Origin of the sequence: Parafannyhessea umbonata (genome assembly GCF_900105025.1) — a bacterium.
Classification (GTDB): Bacteria; Actinomycetota; Coriobacteriia; order Coriobacteriales; family Atopobiaceae; genus Parafannyhessea; species Parafannyhessea umbonata.
In genome coordinates this window covers 864,309-886,909 of the sequence record NZ_LT629759.1, presented here as the reverse complement: position 1 = coordinate 886,909, position 22,601 = coordinate 864,309, and the positions used below count along the sequence as shown (strand labels likewise).

Here is a 22,601-nt window from a genome sequence, read left to right as displayed (position 1 = left end):
GTACGGAAACCTAACAAGAGGGGAGATAGGCACATGCAGCCTACCAAGAACAACGACGCGGGAGCCACCAAGATCTTCCGCATGCCCGCTACGGACGCCACCTCTCCGGACCTCATGGCCGCGGCGACCCCCAGTCACCCCACCCTCACCATCGTGAAGGGGCCGCAGATGGGATCGACGTTCGAGCTGGCAGATAGCATCGTCACCATCGGGCGCGACCCCAGCAACACCGTGTTCCTGAACGACATGACGGTCTCTCGTCGCCATGCGCGCCTTGACCTTTCCGGCCTGGAGAGCGGCCTTGCCACCATCGAGGACCTCGGCTCGCTCAACGGCACGTGGGTCGACGGCGCCATCGTCAACCGCGCGCTGCTCAAGGATGGCTCGACCATCCAGGTGGGCACCTTCCGCATGATCTTCCACACCAACCGGAAGAACGTGAGGATCGAGACTGGAAACTAAGCCATGCCCGATGCCGGATACCTCACAATCGGCAAGGTAGTCAAGCGGCTGCAGGGCCAATACCCGGACCTATCCATATCAAAGGTCAGGTACCTCGAGGACGAGGGGTTGCTCAACCCGTCTCGCACGCCCTCGGGATACCGCCTGTACTCGCAGAAGGACGTCCACAGGCTCGAGACCATCCTCTACCTGCAGAAGAACCGCTTCATGCCGCTCTCCGTCATAAAGCAGCAGCTCGACGGGGGAGAAGGGCATGTGAGCCTTGCACAGACGCCGTATCCCAACGTAGGGGAGGACGACGAGGAGGTTCTCCAGAAGTTCCACCCCATCGACCGCATGCCGGAGCTTCTGGGCGTGCCCGTGAGCTTTGTGCGCCAGCTGTCCGAGGCCGGCGTCATCCAGCTTCGCGAGTCGCCGCACGGCCGCTCGCTCGTGGACGGCAAGGACTTCCAGCTCATCAGGACCTGCGGCGAGCTTCGGCACTTTGGCATCGGCCCGAAGAACCTCCGCCAGTACGTCACGGCAGCCAACAGGGAAAGCGCCATGTTCGAGCAGGCACTCGTCGTGTTTGCGAAGAAGGGCGGTGGGGTCGAGATGGAGCGCACGGAGGAGAACCGCCAGCAGTTTGGCCAGGCGCTCTCCGAGATGCTCGCGCTCACGGGTCAGGTACGTGACACCCTCATCCGCAGGCAGATCTCGAAGACCTTCAGCGAGATGGAAGAGTAGAATTACGTACTTGGCAGTGCGAAACAAGTGAAAGGAACACCCGTGGCAGAGAGCGACTACGCAGGCCTGATCGTGGACATTCCCGACTACCCCGAGCCTGGCGTCATCTTCAAGGACATCACGCCCCTCATGGCGGATCCCAAGGGCTTCGCGGCGGCCATCGACGACCTCGCAGACCACTTCAAGGATGCAGGCATCACCAAGGTAGTGGGCGCGGAGGCCCGCGGCTTCCTCGTGGGCGCGCCCGTCGCGTATCGCCTGGGTGCCGGCTTCGTGCCCGCGCGCAAGCCGGGCAAGCTGCCGCGCGACGTGTACTCGCAGTCGTATTCCCTCGAGTACGGCACGGACGAGCTCCAGATCCACAAGGACGCGCTCTCCGCGGATGACAAGGTCCTCATCATCGACGACCTTGTGGCAACCGGAGGCACCGCGGTCGCAACGGCGAAGCTCGTCGAGCAGGCCGGTGCGGAGGTCATGGGCTTCGGCTTCATCCTCGAGCTCTGCTACCTCGACCCACGCAAGGAGATTGGTGCCGCCTACAACCAGGACGTCTTCACGCTCATCAAGGTAAAGTAGCAGCAGGCAACGTGGCAACAGGCAAGTAGCTTCACCAGGCACCTGTCAGCGAGAGCCGACAGGTGCTTTTCGTTGGATGCGGGATGGAAGGCACATGGCAAGACGCAAGGACATCGTAACAAGGCACTTCTCGCGGCGCTTTCAGGTATACATGATCGGCGAGGGCCTCTTCGTTGGTCTCGCGGCGGGGGCGGTCGTCTCGCTCTATCGCCTGGCACTGTCGCACGCCGAGACCCTCCTGCGCACCATCGCGGCAGCCATCCAGTCCAACTGGGCGTTTCTGCCCCTGTGGTTTGCGTTTCTCGTCGTCATCTGCGGCATCGTGTGCCGCCTCATGGTATGGGAGCCCTTCACGCAGGGCTCCGGCATCCCACAGATCGACGCCGAAGTGATCGGCCGCCTCGACATGCCCTGGTGGCGCGTACTCTCTGCAAAGTTCGTCGAGGGCACGCTTTGCGCGCTCGGCGGCCTCTCGCTTGGACGAGAAGGACCAAGCGTTCAGCTCGGCGGCATGGCCGGCAAGGCGGTCTCGAAGCTGATGGGGCGCGAAAGGGGAGAGGAACGCCTCCTCACGACCTGTGGAGCGGCGGCCGGCATGTCCGCAGCGTTCAACGCGCCGCTCACGGGCGTACTCTTCGCAATCGAGGAGATCCACAAGGAGTTCAACGCGCCGCTCATCGTTTCCGTCATGGCAGCTGCCATCAGCTCCGACTTCGTGGTGTCCCAGGTTCTGGGCGTGAAGCCCGTGCTGCAGTTCGTGTTCGCGGCAGACCTGCCTCACCACAGCTACTTGTTCGTCATTGCGCTCGGCATCTTTTGCGGCATCGCCGGCGCCGCGCACAACCGCGGCATGTTCTGGATGACGGAGCAGTTCGACAAAATCAGGCAACATGCGCCATACACGCGCCTCATCATCCCATTTCTCGCTTCCGGCGTCCTCATATTCCTCGCGCCGGACCTTGCCTGCGGCGGAGACGCCATCGTGGAGCGACTCGCGACGCAGCAGTCGCTCGCCATCGGTACGATCGTACTTCTCCTTTTGGGCAAGTACCTCTTCACGACGCTCTGCTTTGGCTCTGGCGCGCCCGGCGGCACGCTGTTCCCTCTCTGCGTCATGGGAGCGCTCCTTGGCTGCCTGTTTGGCAGGCTTGCCGTCGCCTATCTGGGGCTTCCGTCCGTCTTCGTCACAAACTTCATCGTCCTGGGAATCGGTGGCCTGTTCGCGTCCGTCGTGAGGGCGCCCGTGACGGCCGTCGTGCTTGCGTTCGAGCTCACCGGCAGCATGGACGCGCTGCTATCCGTCTCCATCGTGTCCATCCTTTCGTACGTTACCGCCAACCTCCTGCAAGTTGATGCGTTCTACGAGCACCTGCTGGGTCGCCTTCTGGGCAACATGGGCCGCAAGGATTCCGACCGCCTGGATGGCAGCGGCGAGAAGTGCCTGCAGAACTTTGTCGTAGGGGCTGGTTCGGAATGTGAGGGCAAGCTCATCCGCGAAATACAGTGGCCAAAGTCCGTACGTGTGGTGCTGATTGACCGTGCCGGCGAGGAGGTCGTTCCCACGGGCAGCGTCAAGCTTCAAGCACTTGACAACTTGCTGCTGATTCTGGACGCTAACAAGCAGGACGAGGTGCGTGAGCGTTTGTGGCAGATGTTTGGCAGCTCGCTGACGTCCAATTGGAGACCGAAGTCATCACGCCTACGCCGCAAGATCCGCAAGGTTAGAGCCGAGCACGGCTCGAAGTAGGGGGAGCGGGTCAGCTTCGTAGCGTCGTCTGAACTTGACTGAGAAACTCTCTTACTTTACATAAGGTATATTATCACGGTTTTATAGACAATTGAGACGGTATACGCGCCACACGAATCCATGCCTTCCACGTCGCCTATGCGATGGAACTCTTGCTATTCGCACGGACATTGATCCCGTGCCTACATCACAACCAGAAGCAGCTGATTTCGTTCTGTCTTAGCCGCACGAGCTTTTTTACGGACACGTTGTGTAGCTAGGACTGTCCCAGGTCTCGTATCGCATTCGGATTGTCATTCGCACTAAGAGGATTGTCTCGACCCCTTGTGTGAAATAGGCACTCGTGCACGTACACGCTTATTGGCCTATGACACCATTCTCTAGTCCTTAGTCTCTTGTGAAGTCTGGGACATTCAATAGCGTGGCAATACTCGTAAAGACGACCTCCGGGGACACTTTTTTCGAACTCCCCATGACGTAGCCCCAATGTCACTCGTCGCTTTTGAACAACTGACGCTAAGGCCTCTGTCTTAACGCTACGAAAGACCAATCTATGCTACGTGAAGCGTTCGATCACAGAGGTGACGCGATTTCGCATTTCCGTGGGAGAAGCTCATGTCTCAACTAACTCTACAGCAGAACTTTAATACAACTTGAGCGTTACATAATATACATGAGGGTTTTGGCGAAGTCTAAAGGAATATGCCTCTGACCAGCAAAAACGCCGCCCTCGAATGTGAGGGCGGCGCAAGCATCAATCAGTAAGCAACTAGCAATTAGTAGGCAGCTAGCCTTCTACGGGCTGACCTAGGAATCCCGCAACGCTCGTGGCTGCGATGGCGCCATCAGAAGCCGCCGTAACAATCTGTCTAAGAGCCTTTTGGCGTATGTCGCCAGCAGCATAGAGTCCCGGCGTAGCAGTTGCCATATGGTCATCCGTTATTACATAACCGCTAGAGTCCCTCTCTACGAGGTCGCGAACGAGCTCGCTGGCGGGAACGCGCCCCACAAACACAAAGACCCCGAACGAGCCCTTGTCGAACTCCTGGGTGGTCTGCTCGCCAGTGACCGTGTTCTCGAAGGTGATTGACTCGAGGAGTCCGTCGCCGGACACGGAAACCACCTTCGAGTTGAACATGACGTCAATCTTGTCGCTCTTGTCGACCTGGCTTTGCACGGCTGCCTGAGCCCTCATGTGGTCCTTGCGAACGACCATGGTGACCTTGTCCGCAAACTTTGTAAGGAAGAGCGCCTCCTCGGCCGCGGAGTTACCGCCGCCGATAACAAAGACCTTCTTACCGCGATAGAACATGCCATCGCACGTGGCGCAGTAGGACACTCCCCTTCCGCCAAACTCCTTCTCGCCGGCAAAGCCCGCGTGCCGCGGCGTTGCACCACCGGAGACGATCACTGCCTTGGCAACGTACTCGTGCTCCGAGGTGGTAACGATGAAATCGTCCCCGTTCTTCTCGACGCTCCTGACGACTTCCATCTGAATGGTTCCGCCAAGGTCCTTTACCTGGCTCTGCATAGCCTCTACAAGACTGTAGCCGTCCGTGTGAGGAACGCCCGGATAGTTGTCGACCTCACTCGTGAGGATGACCTGTCCACCCACCGCCTCCTGCTCAAGGACGACGTTGTCGAGAAGAGCTCTCTGTGCGTAGATTGCCGCGGATAGACCGGCTGGCCCGCCGCCGATAATGACTAGGTCCTTCTTGATCTGATCCATGTCGGGTCCCTTCTTCGGAATCTGTTCTAATGGAAGTATACCCGACTCTGTTATATAGCGCACAATATAATCGGCCACATACAAAATGCATGCGGCCGATCACAGACTATTGAAGCTTGGTTTCTCGCGGGATTACTTCTGGGCTTCTGACGCCTCGCCCTTAGGCTTCGCGGGCGGGAGAATCAGATTCATGATGATGCCCACGAGCGTGGACGTGGCCATTCCCGGAAGAGTATAGGACCCGATGGGAATAGAAATGCCGGATGTCTCCATGCCAACGCCGAGGATGATCACGACGGAGGCGATCATGAGGTTGCGGTTCTCGTCGAAGTCTACGTGGTTGGTGACGAGCATCCTAAGTCCGTTAGAAGCGATAAGGCCGAACAGAAGGAGGCTCACGCCGCCCATGACGGGAACGGGAATGGAGTTGATGAACGCCGCGAGCTTCGGGCAGAAGCCGCCCACCAGCAGAGCGAAGCCGGCCGCGTACCAGAAGACCTGCGTCGAATAGACGCGCGTGACGCTCATGACTCCGATGTTCTCGGCATACGTCGTCGTAGGAGGACCGCCGAGGAAGCCGGAAATGAGCGTGGACAGGCCATCGCCAGCAAGCGAGCGCGGAAGCATTTCTCGGTAGTCCTTGCCTACGATCTCGCCGACGGCAAGAAGGTGCCCGATGTGCTCGATTACAACCACGATTGCGACGGGGGCGATGAGGGCCACGGCACCCGGATCGAAGTGCGGGGTCTGTACTGGCGGAAGTCCGACCCAGGGAGCGGAAACAACCTTGGAGAAGTCGACGAGTCCGAAGAAGCTGGAGACGACGTAGCCAACGATTATGGCGAGCAGGATAGGCAGCGTTCCAATCAGGCCTCCCATGCCGGAGAAGACCACTGCCGCGATGAGCGTGATGGCCGCAACGAGCGCACCACTCGCCACGAACGAATCAGTGGAAGAGTTGAGTGCCATCTTCGCCGCGGTCGCCGAGAGACCGACTCCAATGACAACCATGACCGAGGCGACGAGTACAGGTGGAAGGAGCCTGTCGAGCCATCCGGTTCCCACGAGCTTGATGATTCCAGCCGTGGCAAGGAACACCAGTCCGGCCACCACGACGCCCGAGAGTGCCGTGTGAATGCTTCCCGTCGCCGCGGTTGCGGCGAGAATCGGGCTGATGAAGGCGAACGAGCTGCCAAGATAGCTTGGAATCTTGTTTCGCGTAACGAGCAGGTAGCAAATCGTTCCGATGCCGGAGCACATGATGGCGACGTTCGGGTTGAGTCCCGTGAGGACGGGAACCAAGACGGTGGAACCGAACATGCTCATCATGTGCTGGATGCCGAGAGGTATCGCGCGGCCTACGGACACGCGATCGTCGACACCGATGATCTCTCTTTCGTGGTGAGCCATGCACTCCCCTTTCTGTTTGTATGCTCAAAAAAAGGGCCCGGCATAGCCGGGCCCTCCCATGCCGGGACTAGGACATCAGGAAGTAGATGATGAAGGCCACGATGGCAACCCACATCAGCGGCTTGATCTCCTTTGCCTTGCCGGTAACTATGGCAGTGAGGCCATAGGCGATGAAGCCGAGGCCGATACCGGAGGAGATGGAGTAGGTCATGGCGATACCTGCGGCAGTAAGGAACGCAGGGAAGCCCTGCAGTAGGTCGGTCCAGTCGATCTCGTGCACCTCAGTCATCATGAGGAAACCGACGTAGACGAGCGCACCGCAGGTAGCAGCGGAGCTAACAACGGAAATCAGAGGCGCGAAGAAAGCAGCGAGAATAAACAGGACGCCAGTGGCGACGGACGTGAGACCCGTACGCCCACCATCGGCGGCGCCGGAGGCGGACTCGACGAAGGTGGTGATGGACGAAACACCCATTGCGCCACCGACGGCAGCGGCCGCGGAGTCGACGACGAGGATCTCCCTGATGTTCTCGACGTTTCCATCCTCGGTGAGGAACTCACCGTTCTTCGCAACGGCCATAGCCGTGCCCATGGTATCGAAGAAGTCGGACATCATGAGCGAGAAGGCGAACACAAGCGCCGTCGGGTTCGCAAACACCTTGAGCAAGCCCATGACGCCATTCTTGTCTGCCATGAACGGAGCGCCGACCGTGGAGAAGTCGAGTGCATCGACAATGCCCTTAGGAGCGGAGGTAACGCCCAGGGGGATTCCGACCAATACGGCAACGATGATGCCGAAGAGGATGCCGCCGTTCACGTTGAGCGCCGCAAAGATTAGCGTGGCAACAATGGAGACGATACCGACGATGAACGCAGGATCATAGACGTTGCCGAGGGTTACGACAGTGCCCTTGCCCGCGACGACAATGCCGGCGTTGACGAGGCCAATCATAGCAATGAAAAGACCAAGGCCGACGGAGATTGCATGACGAAGACTGACGGGAATTGCGTCCATGATCTTCTCGCGAAGTCCGCACAGGACGAGTATGAGGATGGCCATGCCCTCGACGAAGACAATGCCCATCGCCTCGTGCCAGTCGCCGCCGCACATACCAGGAGTAACGGCTGCGATCATCGCGTTAACACCAAGACCCGAGGCGCAGGCGAGCGGTCGATTGGCTGCAAGACCCATGATGATGGTCATGATGCCAGCGCCAACGCAGGTCGCAGTGACCAGAGCACTGGTCAGAGGCTTGCCGTCAGCACCCAGAACGGCGCCGCTGAGCACTGCGGGGTTAACCGCAATGATGTAGGCCATAGCGAGGAATGTCGTGAGGCCAGCGCGTAGCTCATCGCTAATCGACGAACCCCTTTCCCCAATGTGAAAGAACTTGTCCATGGAACTCCCCCTCTTGGTACAGACAAATAGATACTCGGGTCTATAGACCCTATTCAAAGGCGCCTAAACGCCACTTGAACCGAAACCACCGGACCCCCTGTCGGTCTCGTCCAGCTCTTTTACTTCTACGAGATTGACAACGGGCACCTCTTGTATAACGAGTTGCGCGATTCTGTCTCCCTTGTTAATGAGGATTGGGTTCTGTGGGTCAAGGTTAATTGCCACGACCTTAAGTTCACCTCGATAATGCGAATCAATAAGGCCAGGCGTATTAGGGAATGAAAGCCCCTGCTTTAAGGCGAGTCCACTACGCGGCTGCACAAAACCCGCGTAGCCTTCTGGTATCGCAATGGCAAGTCCAGTTGGAATGAGCTTTCTCTCAAAAGGCTTTAAAACCAAGTCGGCGTTTGATCTCAGGTCGAGACCCGCATCCCCAGGATAAGCATACTGCGGCAGCTCTACATCCTTATCGAGCCTCTTGATGGTCAGATTGACGTGTTCACTGTTCATCTGACAGGCTCCTCAGCTCCTCGTTGAACTCGTCAACGTCCTTGAAGTCTCGGTAAACAGACGCAAATCTGACATAGGCAACTTTGTCGATTGCAACGAGACGTTGCAGGACCAGCTTACCAATCTCCTGGGACTCGACTTCGGTCATACCATGATCCCTGAGGTACGATTCAATATCGTCTATCAGCGCGTTAAGTTGTTCCAAGGGAACGTCACGCTTAACCGTCGCAGCAACAAGACCGCGCATGATCTTTTGTCTGTCAAATGTTTCTTTTGAACCATCTTTTTTGACGACGAGAAGTGGCATTTCTTCCCGTCGCTCATAGGTAGTGAAACGAGTGCCACACTTCACACACTCACGCCTGCGTCTAATTGCGTCATTGCTTTCAGAAGGCCTAGAGTCAACGACTTTTGACTCGGTGCAGCCACATTTGGGACAGCGCAAAATACCTCCCTTACAGTTTTACAGTAGGAAGATTAACACTATTCCCACAATCAAAACCGCTCAGGAGGAAATTGGTTCATTTCGCGAAATATTGGTAGTAAAAGAGATACTTAGTCTTGATAGTTCGGCAACACGAGTTCAGAGCCGGACGTCAGTCCGTTGACGCCAATATCGTTATTGTTTTCAATCCAGTCTGCAATCTCTTGGGTTGAGACACCTTTCACTTTGCATAGCTCAGCATATGACCAGACTGATGATCCCTGCTCGACCACGACTCTGCTTGTTCTTACGCCTTTGAATGCGTTTGAGATTCTCTGTGCTTCTGCAGCATGCAGACCAAAGCTTCCCGCTATTACACTCGCTACGACTGCCGCAGCAATTACCGCTATTGAAAACGACGAAATTCTATCGCTCCGAACTTCCTCGCTTTTGCCGTAAATGTCCTTGCCTTTCTCGCTCCAATCATCTGCCGGATCCGAAGCGAAACCGGGTATCACGACAAAGGTATGGCTTTTCGGCCTGAGCGCGAGCGATCCATCAGTCGCATAGCCGTAGCTTGCGTACTCGTGCTGAATTGCGTTACTCATTTCGTCTCTTCCTCTCGAAGTTGTTGCCACCCGTTATAAGCAAGACGGTGGACATCAATTCGATTCCGAACATAGGTACGATTTTAAGGAGAACATATGTTTTTGTCAACGCAAATCAGAACATCTGTTTGAATTCCTTCGACAAATGAAATATCATTGCATTAGTCAAAGGAGGAGAACATGCCTAAGGACCGACTCAGCAAGCGTCAGCTGGATATCTACAACTTCATCTGCAAGTACACTGACGAGCACGGCTTTCCGCCTTCTGTACGTGAAATTGGAAAGGCAGTCGGCCTTGCATCCCCGTCGACCGTACACATGCACCTCAAGGTCCTCCAAGAGCGAGGTTACATCAAGCGCGACTCTAAGAAACCTCGAACGATTGAGGTTGTGGACGGCGAAGGCCGCCGAACCACTTCTCCCGTCAGCGCTCACGGAGTTGTTGAGATCAAGCAGGACTTGGACTCGAACTCTATAAGCCTTCCTCTGGTTGGTAGGGTTGCTGCTGGCATACCCATACTTGCCGAGCAAAACGTCGAAGAGACGCTTACGCTTCCGACAAGCATCGTCGGCGATGCGAGCTCATTTGTTCTCCGGGTTCATGGCCACTCCATGATTAACGCCGGAATCCTCGATGGCGACTACATCGTTGTGAAGGAGCAGCATGACGCCCATGACGGCGAGATTGTCGTTGCACTGATAAATGACTCCGCAACAGTCAAAACGTTTTATCGCGAGAAAGACCGCATCAGACTACAACCGGAGAACGACTCGATGGAGCCAATCTATGTCCAGAATCCCGTAATACTCGGAAGAGTGACGGGACTCTTCAGATCCATCTCGTAAGGAATCTATGCTTCGCAAAGACACCACAGAGACCGTAGTCCGTAATCGAGTCCATGTGTTCGATTTGATTCGTGGGTTTTCGGTCATCTCTATGGTTCTGTTCCATTACTGCTACGACCTTAGGTTTCTCGCAGGAGTGCCTCTGGAGTTCTTTGTATCGCCCTTCATAGATATTTGGAGGGCGAGCATTTCTTGGACGTTTGTCTTTGTCGCTGGCTCTATGTATTCCTACTCTCATAACAATTTGCGAAGGGCTGGCAAATATCTTCTCGTAGCCCTTCTCATCTTCGTCGTTACCTCAATCGCACGGGTAGACATACCTATTAACTTTGGCATTATCTTTTGCATGGGGGCATGCACTCTGGCGGCCTTCTTCTTAGACAGGCTGAGGATTCTGCCAAAGGGTATGGTTGGCGCCGTTCTGCTACTGCTCTTATTCCTCTCGTCCCTTCACATTCCTCAAGGGTACGTGTCACTCTTTGGGCTGAAAGTGTTTCTGCCGCAACAACTCTATGATTGTGGCTGGCTATCGTGGGCTGGCTTTCCAGGGCCATCTTTCTCCTCGGGTGACTACTATCCTCTTCTCCCCTATGTATTCCTCTACCTCTCTGCCAACTCCCTCATTTCGTATGCCAAACAGGCTGGGTTTCCAGACTGGTTCATCAAGATAAAAGGCGCCCCACTTGAGTTCGTGGGACGCCATGCACTTCCAATCTACCTTCTCCACCAGCCCGTGCTATTGCTTCTCTCGATTCCCTTTATGGGCTGAAACTCGCTGCGCAAGCGGTCTACTCGTCGTCGGCTTCATAAGGAGTAAGCGTGTCGGCCATACGCTTCGACGCCTTGACGGTAGCTAGCAAGCCCTCCTGCTCATACCTCTCGCGAACGACCTGGCATCTTTCGTGCACCATTTTCATGAGAAGCCCCTTCTCGTATGGTATCAAGACCGTCATCGTCTTATCCCCACGAGATGCTTCCTGCGACACTCGGTAGAGAAGTCCCTTTACCCCTGTCCCTTCTTTCGCTGAGATGAACTCGCACTCTGGGCGAGATGCAAGCATCTGAGCTTTTCCGTCCTTGTCAAGAAGATCAGTTTTGTTGTACACGACGACGGAGGGAATTTCGTCTGCTCCAATTTCCTTCAGAATCGAGTCAACCGCAGCGATTTCCTTATCGGCATTCCTGTCACTGCAGTCGACCACCTTGAGGATGAGGTCCGCCGCCGTAACTTCCGCAAGAGTAGACTTGAACGACTCCACGAGCATTGTCGGCAGCTTCTGGATGAATCCGACCGTATCCGTAACGGTTATCTTCCTGCCTTCTTCGAGGTCCATGGCGCGTGTAGTGGGGTCCAACGTTGCAAACAGCTCGTCCTGTACGTATACCCCTGCGTTCGTCAGCCTGTTCAGAAGGGTGGACTTTCCGGCGTTCGTGTAGCCTACAAGCGCGACGCGATAGACGCCGGAATCCCACCTCGCCTTGCTCCTGACCCCACGACGCGTCTCAAGCCGGTCAAGCTCCTTGCGAAGCCACGATATGCGTTTCCTCACAAGGCGCCTATCCACCTCCAGCTGACTCTCGCCCTGTCCGAATCGACTTCCGATTCCTCCACGGGTCTGCTCGCCCACAAGGTGGCTCCACATGCCCCTCAGGCGAGGATAGACGTATTGCAGCTGTGCCAGCTGGACCTGCAGCCTTCCCTCGTTCGTCTTCGCGTGCTCGCCAAAGATGTCGAGTATCAGGGCCGTCCTGTCAATCACCTTCACATCGCGACCGACTATTCGCTCGAGGTTCGACTGCTGCGAAGGCGTAAGCTCGTCGTCGAAGATGACGACGTCCGCCTCCAGGTTCCTCACTAGGCTCACGAGTTCCTCGGACTTGCCGCTCCCGATGAACGTCTTCGGCACGGGAGCATCCAGCCTCTGTACCATCCGGTAGACGACCTCTGCACCGTCGGTCTGAGCCAGACGCTCAAGCTCGTCCATGGACTCCTCTATCGACCATTCAGAGTTGCCCATGTCGACGCCCACCAGAATCGCCTTCTCGGGAACCGGCGCAGTGTAAAGGGGCTTGAACCTTCCCACTTACTCATCTCCATTGTTTTTAAAGCCGTCTATTATGAACTCTGCAGCCTCGGCAACTGTCATGGCATCCAAGTCGACCTCTTGGGCCCTGCCATCGCGACGTATCCAAGACAGCTGCCGCTTCGCATAGCGCCGAGACCTGAGTTTGATCGTCTCAACACATTTCTCGAGGCTACAGTGTCCGTCTAGGTACTCGACGACCTCCTTGTACCCAATGGCCTGCGCCGCCGTGGTCGATTCGCGTAGCCCTTGGTCGAGAAGGGCTTTTACCTCGTTCACCAGGCCCGCTGCCATCATCGCGTCCACACGGGTGTCGATGCGTTTGTACAGCTCTTCTCGCCTGCGAACCGTCGCGAAGATCGAGGCGGCGTAATGCGGGTTGTGTCGCTTGAGCCCCTCGTGCTCCTTTGCGTAAGACGTTCCGTCGTCCAGCAACTCGAGCGCGCGTTCCACCCTTCGCATGTTGTTGGGATGTATGAGTTCCGCGCTCCTTGCGTCGCGCTGTCTGAGTATCTGCCACAGCGCCGCAGCACCCCTCTGTCGGCCTATTTCCTCGTACTTGCGGCGTAGGTCGCCGTTCGTGGTGCCTCGGGGAAAGTCCATCTCGTCGATAACGGCGTCTAGGTAGAGGCCCGTGCCGCCGCACAGCACGGGCACCCTGTCGTCTTGGAGCAATGCGTCAACACAGGCCCTAGCGTCTCTCTGGAAAACCTGGACGGAGTAGTCTGACCTCACGTCTGCCACGTCCACCATGAGCAGGGGCACGCGCCTGGAATCCTCGGGTTCCTTCGCCGTACCGATGTCCATGCCGCGGTACACCTGCATGGAGTCCACGGACACGACTGAGGAGCCAAGCCGGAAGGCCACCTCGTCGGCAAGAGAGCTCTTGCCCGAGGCAGTCGGCCCCACGATCGCTATGATCCTAGGCCTGCCGTCGCTCATCGCGGCTCGCCGACCAGCTTACCCCGCAGGTACCATGTCTTCGCGACGTCCACCTGGACATCGCACATCTTGCCGATGTAGTCCTCCGCCTTCTTGCCCTCGGGCAGGTCGAACAGGACGGTTTGGTTCTTCGGGCTGTGGCCCACAAGCACCGAGCTGTCTCGTTTCGAAGTTCCCTCCACGAGCGACGTTACCGTCGTGTTCAGGTCGACCTGGTTCGCCTCGTGAGCAAGGTCCTCGACGAGCCGAGCAAGCCTGTCAAAGCGCTCCTGAATGACCTCGCGCGGGGTGTCGTCCTCGATCTTCGCGGCAGGAGTACCCGGGCGCTTGGAGTATATGAACGTGTACGCGGAGGAGAAGCCCACCTCGCGAACAAGCGAGAGCGTCTGCTCGAAGTCCTCCTCCGTCTCCCCCGGGAACCCGACGATTATGTCCGTGGTAAGCGCGATGCCCGGGACGGCGGCCTTGATGCGCTTTGCGAGGTCTATGTACTGCTCGCGCGTGTAGCTGCGGTTCATGGCCTTCAGCACGCGCGACGATCCGCTCTGCACCGCAAGGTGCAGGTGTGGCATCACGTTTGGCACCTCCGCCATAGCGGTGATGATCTCAGGCGAAAGGTCCTTTGGGTTTGACGAGGTGAAGCGTATGCGCTCGACACCCGTCTCCCCCACCGCGCGAAGCAGCTCCGCAAAGCGAAGCTCTCCATACAGATCCTTGCCGTACGAGTTCACGTTCTGGCCCAAAAGCGTCACCTCGCGCACCCCGTCGTCCACCAGGCGACGGCACTCGTCCACGATGCGCTCGAAAACGCGACTCTTCTCGCGCCCGCGAACATACGGCACGATGCAGTACGTGCAGAAGTTGTTGCAGCCGGTCATGATGGGAACCCACGCGTGGAACTGCTGCTCGCGATGGCTCGGAAGCTCCGTCGAGAAGCCCCTGTCCTCTTCGACCGTGTCGACGAACACCTCTCCGTCGTCACCGTCCTCGAAGGCATCCACCAAAAGCTGCGGGACCGATGCGAGCGCGCTCGTGCCGAACACGACGTCCACGTTGGGAATCTTCTTCCTGAGCGCCTCGCCGTCACGCTGCGCGATGCAGCCGCCGATGGCAACGATGCGCCTTCCGCAGGGCGGCTTCGGCAGCCTCACCAGGTTCGAAGCCTCGCCGTACAGGTGCGTGTCCGCCTTCTCGCGCACAGAGCACGTCATGAACACGACGATGTCCGCCTCGGAGACGTCACTTACCTGGACGCAACCGCAGTCATCCAGAAGACCCGCGACCCTCTCCGAGTCGTGCAGGTTCATCTGACACCCAAACGTGCGGACGTGATAGGTTTTCCCGACAAGCTGTGGAACGTAAGGCAAGCTAGACCAACTCCGTTGTTTCGTGGGGCGACGACTCCGTGCGAGCCGCGGGGACCAGGCGGTGGACGTAGACCGCTATGCGTATTGCCGTCCTGCTGTCACCGTTGATGTCGATGTCGGCAAACGTGGGCGCGCAGGAAATGTCCACGCCCGTGGGGATGAGGAAGCCGCGCGCAATGGCAACGGCCTTGATGGCCTGGTTGACGGCTCCCGCCCCTACCGCCTGCATGTTTACCGGGACGCCGTCCTTCACCATGCCGGCGATCGCACCTGCGACGGATGCCGGGGACGACTTGCTGGAGACCTTGAGAAACTCCATCTCTGTAACTCCTGATTACGCTGCGAGCTGTTTCGTTTCTGCTATGGGTTATTGACGTACTGAAGGTACCATTTCCTGCGCAAACGTCAATCCCGTAACTCTAATCCGATTCGTCTATGTCAAACGTCACGACAATCTTTCCGCGAGACACGCGAATGCGGGGTTCGTCCGAGAGGTTTAGGTAGTACTTCTCCGCAAGGATCCTAAAATCCCTCTCGACCGCGCGAGAGAATTCCTCCGCGTCACCCTTCGAAATCTTCAGGCCCCGCCTGTCCTTCATGAGGTCGACGGCTCGCTCGATCGACTTGTCGCTCTTGTGCGTGAGTCGCTTCAACACGCTGCGCTGCGGGTGTATCTGCCCCGCTATGATGCGGTGCGCGGTCCTCTCGCTCATGTCGAGTCCAAGGCTTCCCGAGACCCTCATGAGCTCGGAGGCATCCGCCGCGGCATGCATCCTCTCCAGCACGGGCAGCTCGCTCAGGTCGTCGATGAACAGCAGAGAAGAGCCTTCCACCGTCGGCTTGACGCGCCTTCGGGCCGTCGCCACCATCTCGGCGGGAGACCCGAAATACACGTTGCATCTTCCCCGCTCCTCAAGCGCGAACTCGCAGCACGTCCTCACGATGTTGTGCGGACCTGTGGCTACGACCTGGTTGCCCTCGTCGTCCGTACCGAGCGTCGGCCAGGTGGACTGGTCCTTGCGCTCCGCAAGGGTCTCTGCGTCGGTAACGATCCTGATGGCACTGCCAAGTCCCGGCGCCGAGGACATCACCCGAGCGGATTGTGCGTTCTCCCTTACGGAGTAGAGTGCCATGCCCCTGCCGTGGATTCCCCACCGATCCATGTGTACGGACTCGAGCTTTGAGGTAACGCGCGCCTCGAAGATCTTGTCCTGCATCTCCTGGGGAATGCCGCATCCGTCATCGAGAACGGTGAGGTAGCGCGTCCCACCCTCTCGCGTCGTCGCCACGAATATGTTTTCTGCTCCGGCGTCGCGCGAGTTTCGAAGCATCTCGATCACGACATCCTCTATGCAGCGGATGTCGTGCTTTGCCTGTCGCCTCTCGGCCTCGGCAACCCGGAGACGGACGAATCCGTCTCCGTAGTTCTCCTCGACCCTAAGAGACCTCTCGCCACCCATGGAGGCGACGAAGTCCACGAGGCTTGACGCAGAGTCGGACATCGCCACTACTTTGCGATGTCGACTGCGCGGGACTCACGAATAACGACGACGCGCACCTGACCGGGATACTCCATCTCGTCCTCGATCTGCTTCGCGATGTCGTGAGCGAGAACCGTGGCCTCAGAGTCAGAGATCTTCTCGGGCTCGACCATAACGTGGAGCTCGCGACCGGCCTGCATGGCATAGGTGCGCTCGACGCCATCATGCGCGTTCGAGATCTCCTCGAGCTTCTCAAGCCTCTTGATGTAGTTCTCGGCAGACTCGCGACGGGCTCCAGGACGTGCGGCGGAGATTGCATCAGCAGCTTGGACGAGAACGTCGAGTACGGTGTCAGGCTCGATGTCGGCATGGTGCGCCTCGATGGCGTGTACGATCTCGGGCTTCTCGCCATAGCGGCGGCAGAGGTCGGCGCCGATCACCGCATGCGGACCCTCGACCTCGTGGTCGATTGCCTTGCCAAGGTCGTGGAGGAGTCCAGCCCTCTTTGCGGGAGCGGGATCGAGGCCGAGCTCTGATGCCATGATTCCGCAAAGCTCGCTGACCTGAATGGAGTGCTGCAGCACGTTCTGGCCGAACGACGTCCTGTAGCGTAGGGCGCCAAGCGTCTTCACGAGCTCGGGGTGCAGGTCGTGAATGCCGGCATCGAACGCGGCCTGCTCGCCCGCCTCCTGCACGCGCTCGCTTACGAGCTTCTCGGCCTTCTTGTACATCTCCTCGATGCGCGCGGGGTGAATCCTGCCGTCCGCGATGAGGTTCTCGAGTGCCACGCGCGCCGTCTCGCGACGAACGGGATTGAAGCTCGAGAGGACGACGGTCTCGGGAGTGTCATCGATAACGAGGGAGACGCCCGTGACCTGCTCGAAGGTACGGATGTTCCTTCCCTCGCGGCCGATGATACGACCCTTGAGGTCATCGGAGGGAATGTGCACGGAGGTGACGGTTATCTCGCCGGCCTGGTCGGCGGCGCAACGTTGAATGGCCGTCGAGACGATCTCGCGCGCCGTCTTGTCGGCCTGGGCGCGCACCCGCTGCTCAGACTCACGCAGAATCTGAGCCTCGTCACGGACGGCCTCGGAGCGAACCCTGTCCAGCAGCTCCTGGTGTGCGTCCTCCTTCGTGAGGTCGGCGATGCGCTCCAGTTCTGACGTCTGCTTGTGGAAGAGCTGGTCAACCTCGTTCTTTCGCTTGTCGAGCTGCCCCTGGAGGCTCGAGAGCTGGTGCTCCTTGCGATCGAGCGCGTCGTTCCTGCGGTCGAGGGACTCCTCGCGCTGCATGATCCTGTTCTCGAGCTTCTGAATCTCCTGCTTGCGCTTCTTCTCGTCGGACTCGGACTTCTGCTTCAGCTGCAGAATCTCCTCACGAGCCTCTACGAGCGCGGCCTTCTTCGCGGTCTCCGCATCATGCCTGGCATCGCTCGCGATGCGCTGTGCCTGATCCCTTGCGTCCTCGACGGCCTTGTTGGCCTCCTGGACCTTCGAGTTGTTTCCACTCGCGACCACGAAATAGGTGACGAGCGCGCCTACGACGAGGCAGACAATTCCAATTACGATTTCCATGTCTGGGCTCCTTGATGTATGAACGTGCATGGTGGTTCTGGAGACTGCCATTGTTGGCAGAACCCGCCATCAGAGGAAAATCCCGGCCCTGGAAAGCCTATGTCAGCAGAACGGATATCAACTAATGGACGTCAGCTGCCATAACAGCAGACGAGAAAATACTCAAACGGCACATTTATCGTAAGTTTATTCGGGCTGACTGTCAATCTGGCCTTCCGCTTACAGGAAGCGTTGAACTTCTGGCAACATAATTACTGCAAACGTAGCCTTATTCTTCATCGTCGCAGATTCTGTGCGCCACGTCGTAGGCCACCGTAGCCGAGAAACCCCTGCCCATCACGAAGCGAACCACCTTCGAGAATCTGTTCCGCTCGGAGAACGTCTTCCTGGAAGCAATCTCCAAGGCGCGTTCGTACTCGCCGTCCTCGTCGAAGTACTCGTACGGCCAGCCGTCAAGGCCGCTCGCATCGATTCCCCTGACCCTCAGGGCGGCGGAGACCTTTCGCTCGCCCCATCCGGATGCCACCTTCGAGCGTATGAAGGCGTCCGCATATCTCGCATCATCAAGCAGCCCGACATCGCTTGCACGTCTAAGGTACTCGTCAATGATTGGGGCATAGAACCCGTCGTCGAGAAGCTTCGACCTCATCTCGACAGTCGAGTAGTCCCTCCTGTTCAGCAACGCCTCCGCTCGCTCGGAGCAGCACCTCCTCTCCAGTTCGCGTTCCACCTCCATGAGCGAGAGCGTACTGTCTGCCACCCAGGGCCTCTCCTCGGAAATCCCCTTCAGACGCTTCGCGACCATGACGGGAATTGACAGCTTTCGCTCCGAACCCTCCTCGGAAAGGACGAGCTCGGCACGCGGCTTTCGCGCGCCGAGCCTAGCTTCGCCCCGTTTCGGGAGTTTGAGCTCCCAGGACTCCATTCCTAAGCGTCCTTACCGTCGCCGTCGGCAGGCTTGGGAACGGGTTCACCGACCCTTTCGTCACCGAGCTCGAGGCCGCAGGCAACGCGCACCTTCTGGTCGATCTCGTCCCTGAGGTCGGGGTTCTCGGCAAGGAACTCCTTTGCCGCCTCGCGTCCCTGGCCAAGGCGCTCCGTCTCATACGTGAACCACGAGCCGCTCTTGTCCACGACGCCATAGTCGACGGCCATGTCCAGTATCGAGCCTTCCTTTGATATGCCCGTACCGTACATGATGTCGAACTCCGCCTGCTTGAATGGTGGCGCCACCTTGTTCTTGACGACCTTCACCCTTACACGGTTTCCAATGACATCGCCGTTCTTCTTGATGGAGTCGATCCTGCGGATGTCCATACGTACCGAGGAGAAGAACTTGAGGGCGCGGCCGCCTGGCGTGGTCTCGGGGTTGCCGAACATGACGCCGATCTTCTCGCGCAGCTGGTTGATGAAGATGCATGTGGTTTTCGACTTCGCGAGAGATCCCGCCAGCTTGCGAAGCGCCTGGCTCATAAGTCGTGCCTGCAGTCCCACCGTGGTGTCACCGATCTCTCCCTCGATCTCCGCACGTGGGACGAGCGCCGCGACGGAGTCCACGACGACCACGTCGATCGCGCCGGAGCGAACGAGCATGTCACAGATCTCGAGCGCCTGCTCTCCCGTGTCGGGCTGGGAGATTAGGACCTCGTCTATGTCGACGCCGATCCTCGCGGCATAGCCAGGGTCGAGGGCGTGCTCCGCGTCGATGAACGCGACGACGCCGCCCATCGCCTGAGCCTCTGCCAGGATCTCGAGGGAGAGGGTCGTCTTGCCCGAGGACTCGGGACCATAGATCTCTATGATTCTGCCCCTGGGCACCCCTCCTATGCCAAGTGCGGCGTCCAGCGCAATCGAACCAGTCGGAATGGCCTCGATCTCGAGGTCGGGGCCATCGTCGCCATACCTCATGATGGAGCCCTTGCCAAACTTCTTGATGATCTCCGACGTGGTGGCGTCAATCATCTTCTCGCGCTCTTCTCCGTACGTCTTCTCGTGCACCTCGCGCACGGAACCCTTGCTCTTGGCCATAGCCCTCCCCTTCTCTTTCATCAGTCGAAATTTTATACGAACAACCGTTCTAAGTCAATGTCGACACCCCATGTTAGCGCAGCGTGCTCGCAGATATTTCTCACTTGTCTTGTCGAACTCTTCGCCTTGCGATTCGCATGTCAAAGCAAGGGGACCCGGTAGTTCCGAGTCCCCAATTAATGAAATCAAACAGTGGTATTTATCACGCAATACGTACTATTAGTCGGCATCCGCGATGTAGCGCCACGACTTCATGAAGTAGTCGATGCCAGACCATGCCGTCAGCACGACCGCGATGATCAGGAGCACGTTCGAGATTCCCAGAAGTACGGTGTACAGGGGTCCCGCGGGAAGCGCCCGGACGAGCAGTAGTCCAGAAATCGAGACCATCGTGGTCGCGGTCTTCCACTTGCCAAGGTTGCTCGCCGCGATGACAGTGCCCTCGGAGGCGACAACCATCCGCAGGCCAGACACCAGAAACTCCCTTGCGACAATGATGAGGAGCACCCATGCGGAAACCGCGCCCTGCTCCAGCAGGAAGCACAGGGACACGATGACGACGAGCTTGTCGGCGATCGGGTCGAGGAACTTCCCGAACGTCGTCACCTCGTTGCGGCTGCGCGCAAGATAACCGTCAAGCTTGTCCGTAAGGGATAGCACCATGTAGAAGAGCGCCACGAAAAGCGCCGCTCCAGAGAACGCCTTGCCGTCGCCTGAACCACAGACCTCGGCCGCTACCAGCCAAATCGGCACAAACACGACTCGAATGGACGTGACGACGTTCGCCGGGGTCCAAATGCTGCTCTTTTTTTCTGCCATCAGGCTACTCTCCATCCACAATCTCGCCGACCAACTCGTAGCAGAACGAATCCACGAGGTCAACCGTTACGACGTCGCCAACCGTCGCCTCTCCCGACTCGATGTGAACCGCCCCGTCGCAGTCGGGGGCCTGGAACCAGGTGTGGCCGATAAGCTCCACTCCGTCGTCCGAATCGTCCACGCCGTCGATGATGACCTTGACCCTCTCGCCCACGTGCTTCGCCGTCGCGCTGAAGCCAAGCTCCTCCGCAACGTCGAGCAGACGCTGCGCGCGGTCCATCTTGACGTCCTCGGGCACCTGGCCCTCCATGGTGGCGCCCTTCGTGCCATCCTCCCTCGAGTACGGGAAGACGCTCATGTAGTCGAACTCCTGCTCCTTGAAGAAGTCGAGAAGAGCCTCGAACTCCTCTTCCGTCTCCCCCGGGAAGCCGACGAGCCCCGTGGTCCTAAGCACCATGCCGGGAATCTCGCTGCGAAGACGCGCGAACAGCTGACGCAGCTGCTCCTCGGAACCAGAGCGACCCATGCTCTTCAACACGCGCTCGCAGCAGTGCTGTATGGGGATGTCGATGTACGGCAGCACCTCCGGGACGTCGCGGATGACGCTCACGAGCTCGTCCGTCATGCCCTCGGGCTGCAGGTACAGCACGCGAACCCAACCGTCGTACGGCCTCACGACCTCCGCGACCCTGCGAAGCAGGTAGGCGAGGTTGCGCCCATCGCTAAAGTCAGAGCCCCAGATGCCGGTGTCCTGGCCAATGAGCACGATCTCGCGGACGCCGCCCTCCATGAGCGAGGACACCTCGTCCAGGATCTCCTGCTCTTCTCGCGACTTGTAACGGCCCCTGATGTAGGGGATCGCGCAGAATGCGCAGAAGCGGTCGCAGCCCTCGCTGATTTTCACGAACGCGCTCGTGCCCTCGACGGTGCGGAGCGTGCCGGTAAGGTCCGCGCGCGCTTCTCGCCCGGCGTTGCCCAGGACGGAGTCGACGACGGCCACGATACCGTCCTCCTCGTCCGCCTTCACGAACGCGGCGACCTCGGGCAGCTGCTCGTCTAGGTCGTCGCCGTAGCGCGAGGGGACGCAGCCGCACATGACGATCGGCTTCTTGCGGACGCCGGCGCTGACCTCGTCCGCGAGGTCCAGCGTGGTGTCGATGGACTCGGACGTGGCAGACGCCAAGAACGAGCACGTGTTGATGAGGACGACGTCCGCGGAGTCGACGTCGTCCGCGACGCCGTAGCCCGCGTCGATCAGAATCGAGCGCATGCGGTCCGTGTCGACCTCGTTCTTCGCACAGCCAAGCGTCACGAAGAGGCAGCGCTGCGGGCTAGCGGTAGTTGTTGAACTGGAGAGGCTGTCCATAGTCCCTTTCCTTTAGAGCGGCAATGACCTGCTGTAGGGTGTCGCGCGAGGCGGAGCTCACACGGAGCTTGTCACCCTCGACCGTTGCCTTGCACTTGAGCTTGAGGTCCCGAATGTCCTTCGAGATCCTCTTTGCGGTATCCTTGTCGATTCCCTGCACGAGCTGTGCGCGGCGCCTGACGGCGGCACCCGTCGCAGGCTCGAGCTCGCCCCACTTGAGGGCGCCCAGCTCGATGCCTCGCTTCACGAGCTTGCCGTTCAGCACGTCCGCGACCTGCCCCGCCACGAACTCCGACGGCGCCGTGACGGTGAACGTCTCGTCCTTGCGCGAGAACTCGATCGTGGCGTTGCTCTGCTTGAGGTCGTAGCGCTGCGTGAGCTCGCGCGCCGCCTGCTGGTACGCGTTGTCCACCTCTTGCATGTCAACGCTCGACACCACGTCGAAGCTTGATTCCTTCGCCATGCCTCATCTCCCTTCTGGCACGGGCAGAAAGCCGCGG

The 22,601-nt window shown here is 58.6% G+C and carries 23 protein-coding genes; 6 read left to right on the top strand and 17 right to left on the bottom strand.

From position 1 onward, the window contains the following. Positions 1-33 precede the first annotated feature (33 nt). The 4 genes from BLT96_RS04095 (at position 34) to BLT96_RS04080 (ending at position 3,511) form a co-directional block, all read left to right on the top strand. Positions 34-462: an FHA domain-containing protein gene (locus BLT96_RS04095; RefSeq protein ID WP_090847664.1), complete on the top strand. Its 429-nt coding sequence runs from the start codon at positions 34-36 to the stop codon at positions 460-462. A 3-nt stretch (positions 463-465) separates the two neighbouring features. After that, positions 466-1,188: a transcriptional regulator FtsR gene (gene ftsR, locus BLT96_RS04090; RefSeq protein WP_090861944.1), complete on the top strand. Its 723-nt coding sequence runs from the start codon at positions 466-468 to the stop codon at positions 1,186-1,188. Positions 1,189-1,230: 42 nt separating this feature from the next. After that, positions 1,231-1,764 (top strand): adenine phosphoribosyltransferase, encoded by a 534-nt coding sequence (locus tag BLT96_RS04085; RefSeq protein ID WP_090861942.1) that lies wholly within the window; start codon positions 1,231-1,233, stop codon positions 1,762-1,764. Between the two features lie 94 nt (positions 1,765-1,858). Continuing rightward, a complete protein-coding gene (locus BLT96_RS04080) occupies positions 1,859-3,511 on the top strand; it encodes a ClC family H(+)/Cl(-) exchange transporter (protein ID WP_090861940.1) in 1,653 nt (550 codons plus the stop codon). Between the two features lie 787 nt (positions 3,512-4,298). Here BLT96_RS04080 and trxB read toward each other — a convergent pair. The 6 genes from trxB to BLT96_RS10560 form a co-directional block, all read right to left on the bottom strand. Continuing rightward, a complete protein-coding gene (gene trxB / locus BLT96_RS04075) occupies positions 4,299-5,240 on the bottom strand; it encodes a thioredoxin-disulfide reductase (RefSeq protein ID WP_090861938.1) in 942 nt (313 codons plus the stop codon). 132 nt (positions 5,241-5,372) lie between these two features. Then, a complete protein-coding gene (locus tag BLT96_RS04070) occupies positions 5,373-6,650 on the bottom strand; it encodes a uracil-xanthine permease family protein (RefSeq protein ID WP_090861936.1) in 1,278 nt (425 codons plus the stop codon). Between the two features lie 67 nt (positions 6,651-6,717). Then, entirely contained in the window at positions 6,718-8,049 is a 1,332-nt protein-coding gene (locus tag BLT96_RS04065) for an NCS2 family permease (RefSeq protein ID WP_090861934.1), read from the bottom strand. 63 nt (positions 8,050-8,112) lie between these two features. Next, positions 8,113-8,559, bottom strand: coding sequence for a dUTP diphosphatase (dut, locus tag BLT96_RS04060; RefSeq protein WP_090861932.1), 447 nt, complete (start codon positions 8,557-8,559; stop codon positions 8,113-8,115). Beyond that, positions 8,549-9,004, bottom strand: coding sequence for a transcriptional regulator NrdR (nrdR, locus tag BLT96_RS04055; RefSeq protein WP_090845582.1), 456 nt, complete (start codon positions 9,002-9,004; stop codon positions 8,549-8,551). Before nrdR ends, dut begins: the two co-directional genes overlap by 11 nt. A 110-nt stretch (positions 9,005-9,114) precedes the next feature. Further along, the gene (locus tag BLT96_RS10560; RefSeq protein ID WP_157692150.1) at positions 9,115-9,591 is read right to left on the bottom strand and encodes a hypothetical protein; all 477 of its coding nucleotides are present in this window, start codon (positions 9,589-9,591) and stop codon (positions 9,115-9,117) included. Between the two features lie 180 nt (positions 9,592-9,771). Here BLT96_RS10560 and lexA point away from each other — a divergent pair, with 180 nt between their 5' ends. Then, positions 9,772-10,437 carry a transcriptional repressor LexA gene (lexA, locus tag BLT96_RS04050; protein WP_090861930.1) on the top strand — a complete coding sequence of 222 codons (666 nt, stop codon included), beginning with the start codon at positions 9,772-9,774 and terminating at the stop codon, positions 10,435-10,437. A gap of 7 nt (positions 10,438-10,444) precedes the next feature. Then, positions 10,445-11,206, top strand: a complete 762-nt coding sequence (locus BLT96_RS04045; RefSeq protein ID WP_090861929.1) for a heparan-alpha-glucosaminide N-acetyltransferase domain-containing protein — start codon at positions 10,445-10,447, stop codon at positions 11,204-11,206. A gap of 19 nt (positions 11,207-11,225) precedes the next feature. Here the strand turns inward: BLT96_RS04045 and hflX are convergent, their stop codons facing one another. From hflX to BLT96_RS03990, 11 genes are all read right to left on the bottom strand, one after another. Continuing rightward, positions 11,226-12,521 carry a GTPase HflX gene (gene hflX / locus BLT96_RS04040; protein WP_090861927.1) on the bottom strand — a complete coding sequence of 432 codons (1,296 nt, stop codon included), beginning with the start codon at positions 12,519-12,521 and terminating at the stop codon, positions 11,226-11,228. Next, positions 12,522-13,463, bottom strand: a complete 942-nt coding sequence (miaA, locus tag BLT96_RS04035) for a tRNA (adenosine(37)-N6)-dimethylallyltransferase MiaA (protein ID WP_090861925.1) — start codon at positions 13,461-13,463, stop codon at positions 12,522-12,524. Then, positions 13,460-14,770 carry a tRNA (N6-isopentenyl adenosine(37)-C2)-methylthiotransferase MiaB gene (miaB, locus tag BLT96_RS04030; protein WP_245719323.1) on the bottom strand — a complete coding sequence of 437 codons (1,311 nt, stop codon included), beginning with the start codon at positions 14,768-14,770 and terminating at the stop codon, positions 13,460-13,462. The genes miaA and miaB overlap by 4 nt, the downstream gene beginning before the upstream one ends. Positions 14,771-14,831: 61 nt before the next feature. After that, positions 14,832-15,149, bottom strand: coding sequence for a stage V sporulation protein S (locus BLT96_RS04025; protein WP_090845593.1), 318 nt, complete (start codon positions 15,147-15,149; stop codon positions 14,832-14,834). Positions 15,150-15,249: 100 nt separating this feature from the next. Continuing rightward, positions 15,250-16,332: an ATP-binding protein gene (locus tag BLT96_RS04020; protein ID WP_090861921.1), complete on the bottom strand. Its 1,083-nt coding sequence runs from the start codon at positions 16,330-16,332 to the stop codon at positions 15,250-15,252. Positions 16,333-16,337: 5 nt separating this feature from the next. Next, complete coding sequence (rny, locus tag BLT96_RS04015) at positions 16,338-17,888, bottom strand: ribonuclease Y (protein ID WP_090861919.1); 1,551 nt, start codon at positions 17,886-17,888, stop codon at positions 16,338-16,340. Between the two features lie 268 nt (positions 17,889-18,156). Continuing rightward, positions 18,157-18,813 carry a regulatory protein RecX gene (locus BLT96_RS04010; protein ID WP_090861917.1) on the bottom strand — a complete coding sequence of 219 codons (657 nt, stop codon included), beginning with the start codon at positions 18,811-18,813 and terminating at the stop codon, positions 18,157-18,159. Between the two features lie 2 nt (positions 18,814-18,815). Further along, positions 18,816-19,916, bottom strand: coding sequence for a recombinase RecA (gene recA / locus BLT96_RS04005; RefSeq protein WP_090845602.1), 1,101 nt, complete (start codon positions 19,914-19,916; stop codon positions 18,816-18,818). A 219-nt stretch (positions 19,917-20,135) separates the two neighbouring features. Next, on the bottom strand, positions 20,136-20,735 hold the full coding sequence (pgsA, locus tag BLT96_RS04000; protein ID WP_172824976.1) for a CDP-diacylglycerol--glycerol-3-phosphate 3-phosphatidyltransferase: 600 nt from the start codon (positions 20,733-20,735) through the stop codon (positions 20,136-20,138). Positions 20,736-20,739: 4 nt separating this feature from the next. Beyond that, complete coding sequence (gene rimO, locus BLT96_RS03995; RefSeq protein WP_090861913.1) at positions 20,740-22,101, bottom strand: 30S ribosomal protein S12 methylthiotransferase RimO; 1,362 nt, start codon at positions 22,099-22,101, stop codon at positions 20,740-20,742. Further along, entirely contained in the window at positions 22,067-22,564 is a 498-nt protein-coding gene (locus BLT96_RS03990) for a YajQ family cyclic di-GMP-binding protein (protein WP_090861911.1), read from the bottom strand. Before BLT96_RS03990 ends, rimO begins: the two co-directional genes overlap by 35 nt. Positions 22,565-22,601 lie beyond the last annotated feature (37 nt).

Excerpts from the sequence above, each read along its gene's own strand:
- miaA (WP_090861925.1), bottom strand. The coding sequence starts at position 13,463 with ATGAGCGACGGCAGGCCTAGGATCATAGCGATCGTGGGGCCGACTGCC.
- trxB (WP_090861938.1), bottom strand. The coding sequence starts at position 5,240 with ATGGATCAGATCAAGAAGGACCTAGTCATTATCGGCGGCGGGCCAGCC.
- miaB (WP_245719323.1), bottom strand. The coding sequence starts at position 14,770 with ATGAACCTGCACGACTCGGAGAGGGTCGCGGGTCTTCTGGATGACTGC.
- BLT96_RS04095 (WP_090847664.1), top strand. The coding sequence starts at position 34 with ATGCAGCCTACCAAGAACAACGACGCGGGAGCCACCAAGATCTTCCGC.
- BLT96_RS04080 (WP_090861940.1), top strand. The coding sequence starts at position 1,859 with ATGGCAAGACGCAAGGACATCGTAACAAGGCACTTCTCGCGGCGCTTT.
- BLT96_RS10560 (WP_157692150.1), bottom strand. The coding sequence starts at position 9,591 with ATGAGTAACGCAATTCAGCACGAGTACGCAAGCTACGGCTATGCGACT.
- rimO (WP_090861913.1), bottom strand. The coding sequence starts at position 22,101 with ATGGACAGCCTCTCCAGTTCAACAACTACCGCTAGCCCGCAGCGCTGC.
- ftsR (WP_090861944.1), top strand. The coding sequence starts at position 466 with ATGCCCGATGCCGGATACCTCACAATCGGCAAGGTAGTCAAGCGGCTG.
- BLT96_RS04065 (WP_090861934.1), bottom strand. The coding sequence starts at position 8,049 with ATGGACAAGTTCTTTCACATTGGGGAAAGGGGTTCGTCGATTAGCGAT.
- BLT96_RS04070 (WP_090861936.1), bottom strand. The coding sequence starts at position 6,650 with ATGGCTCACCACGAAAGAGAGATCATCGGTGTCGACGATCGCGTGTCC.
- dut (WP_090861932.1), bottom strand. The coding sequence starts at position 8,559 with ATGAACAGTGAACACGTCAATCTGACCATCAAGAGGCTCGATAAGGAT.
- BLT96_RS04010 (WP_090861917.1), bottom strand. The coding sequence starts at position 18,813 with ATGGAGTCCTGGGAGCTCAAACTCCCGAAACGGGGCGAAGCTAGGCTC.
- BLT96_RS03990 (WP_090861911.1), bottom strand. The coding sequence starts at position 22,564 with ATGGCGAAGGAATCAAGCTTCGACGTGGTGTCGAGCGTTGACATGCAA.
- pgsA (WP_172824976.1), bottom strand. The coding sequence starts at position 20,735 with ATGGCAGAAAAAAAGAGCAGCATTTGGACCCCGGCGAACGTCGTCACG.
- lexA (WP_090861930.1), top strand. The coding sequence starts at position 9,772 with ATGCCTAAGGACCGACTCAGCAAGCGTCAGCTGGATATCTACAACTTC.
- BLT96_RS04020 (WP_090861921.1), bottom strand. The coding sequence starts at position 16,332 with ATGTCCGACTCTGCGTCAAGCCTCGTGGACTTCGTCGCCTCCATGGGT.
- recA (WP_090845602.1), bottom strand. The coding sequence starts at position 19,916 with ATGGCCAAGAGCAAGGGTTCCGTGCGCGAGGTGCACGAGAAGACGTAC.
- BLT96_RS04045 (WP_090861929.1), top strand. The coding sequence starts at position 10,445 with ATGCTTCGCAAAGACACCACAGAGACCGTAGTCCGTAATCGAGTCCAT.
- BLT96_RS04025 (WP_090845593.1), bottom strand. The coding sequence starts at position 15,149 with ATGGAGTTTCTCAAGGTCTCCAGCAAGTCGTCCCCGGCATCCGTCGCA.
- rny (WP_090861919.1), bottom strand. The coding sequence starts at position 17,888 with ATGGAAATCGTAATTGGAATTGTCTGCCTCGTCGTAGGCGCGCTCGTC.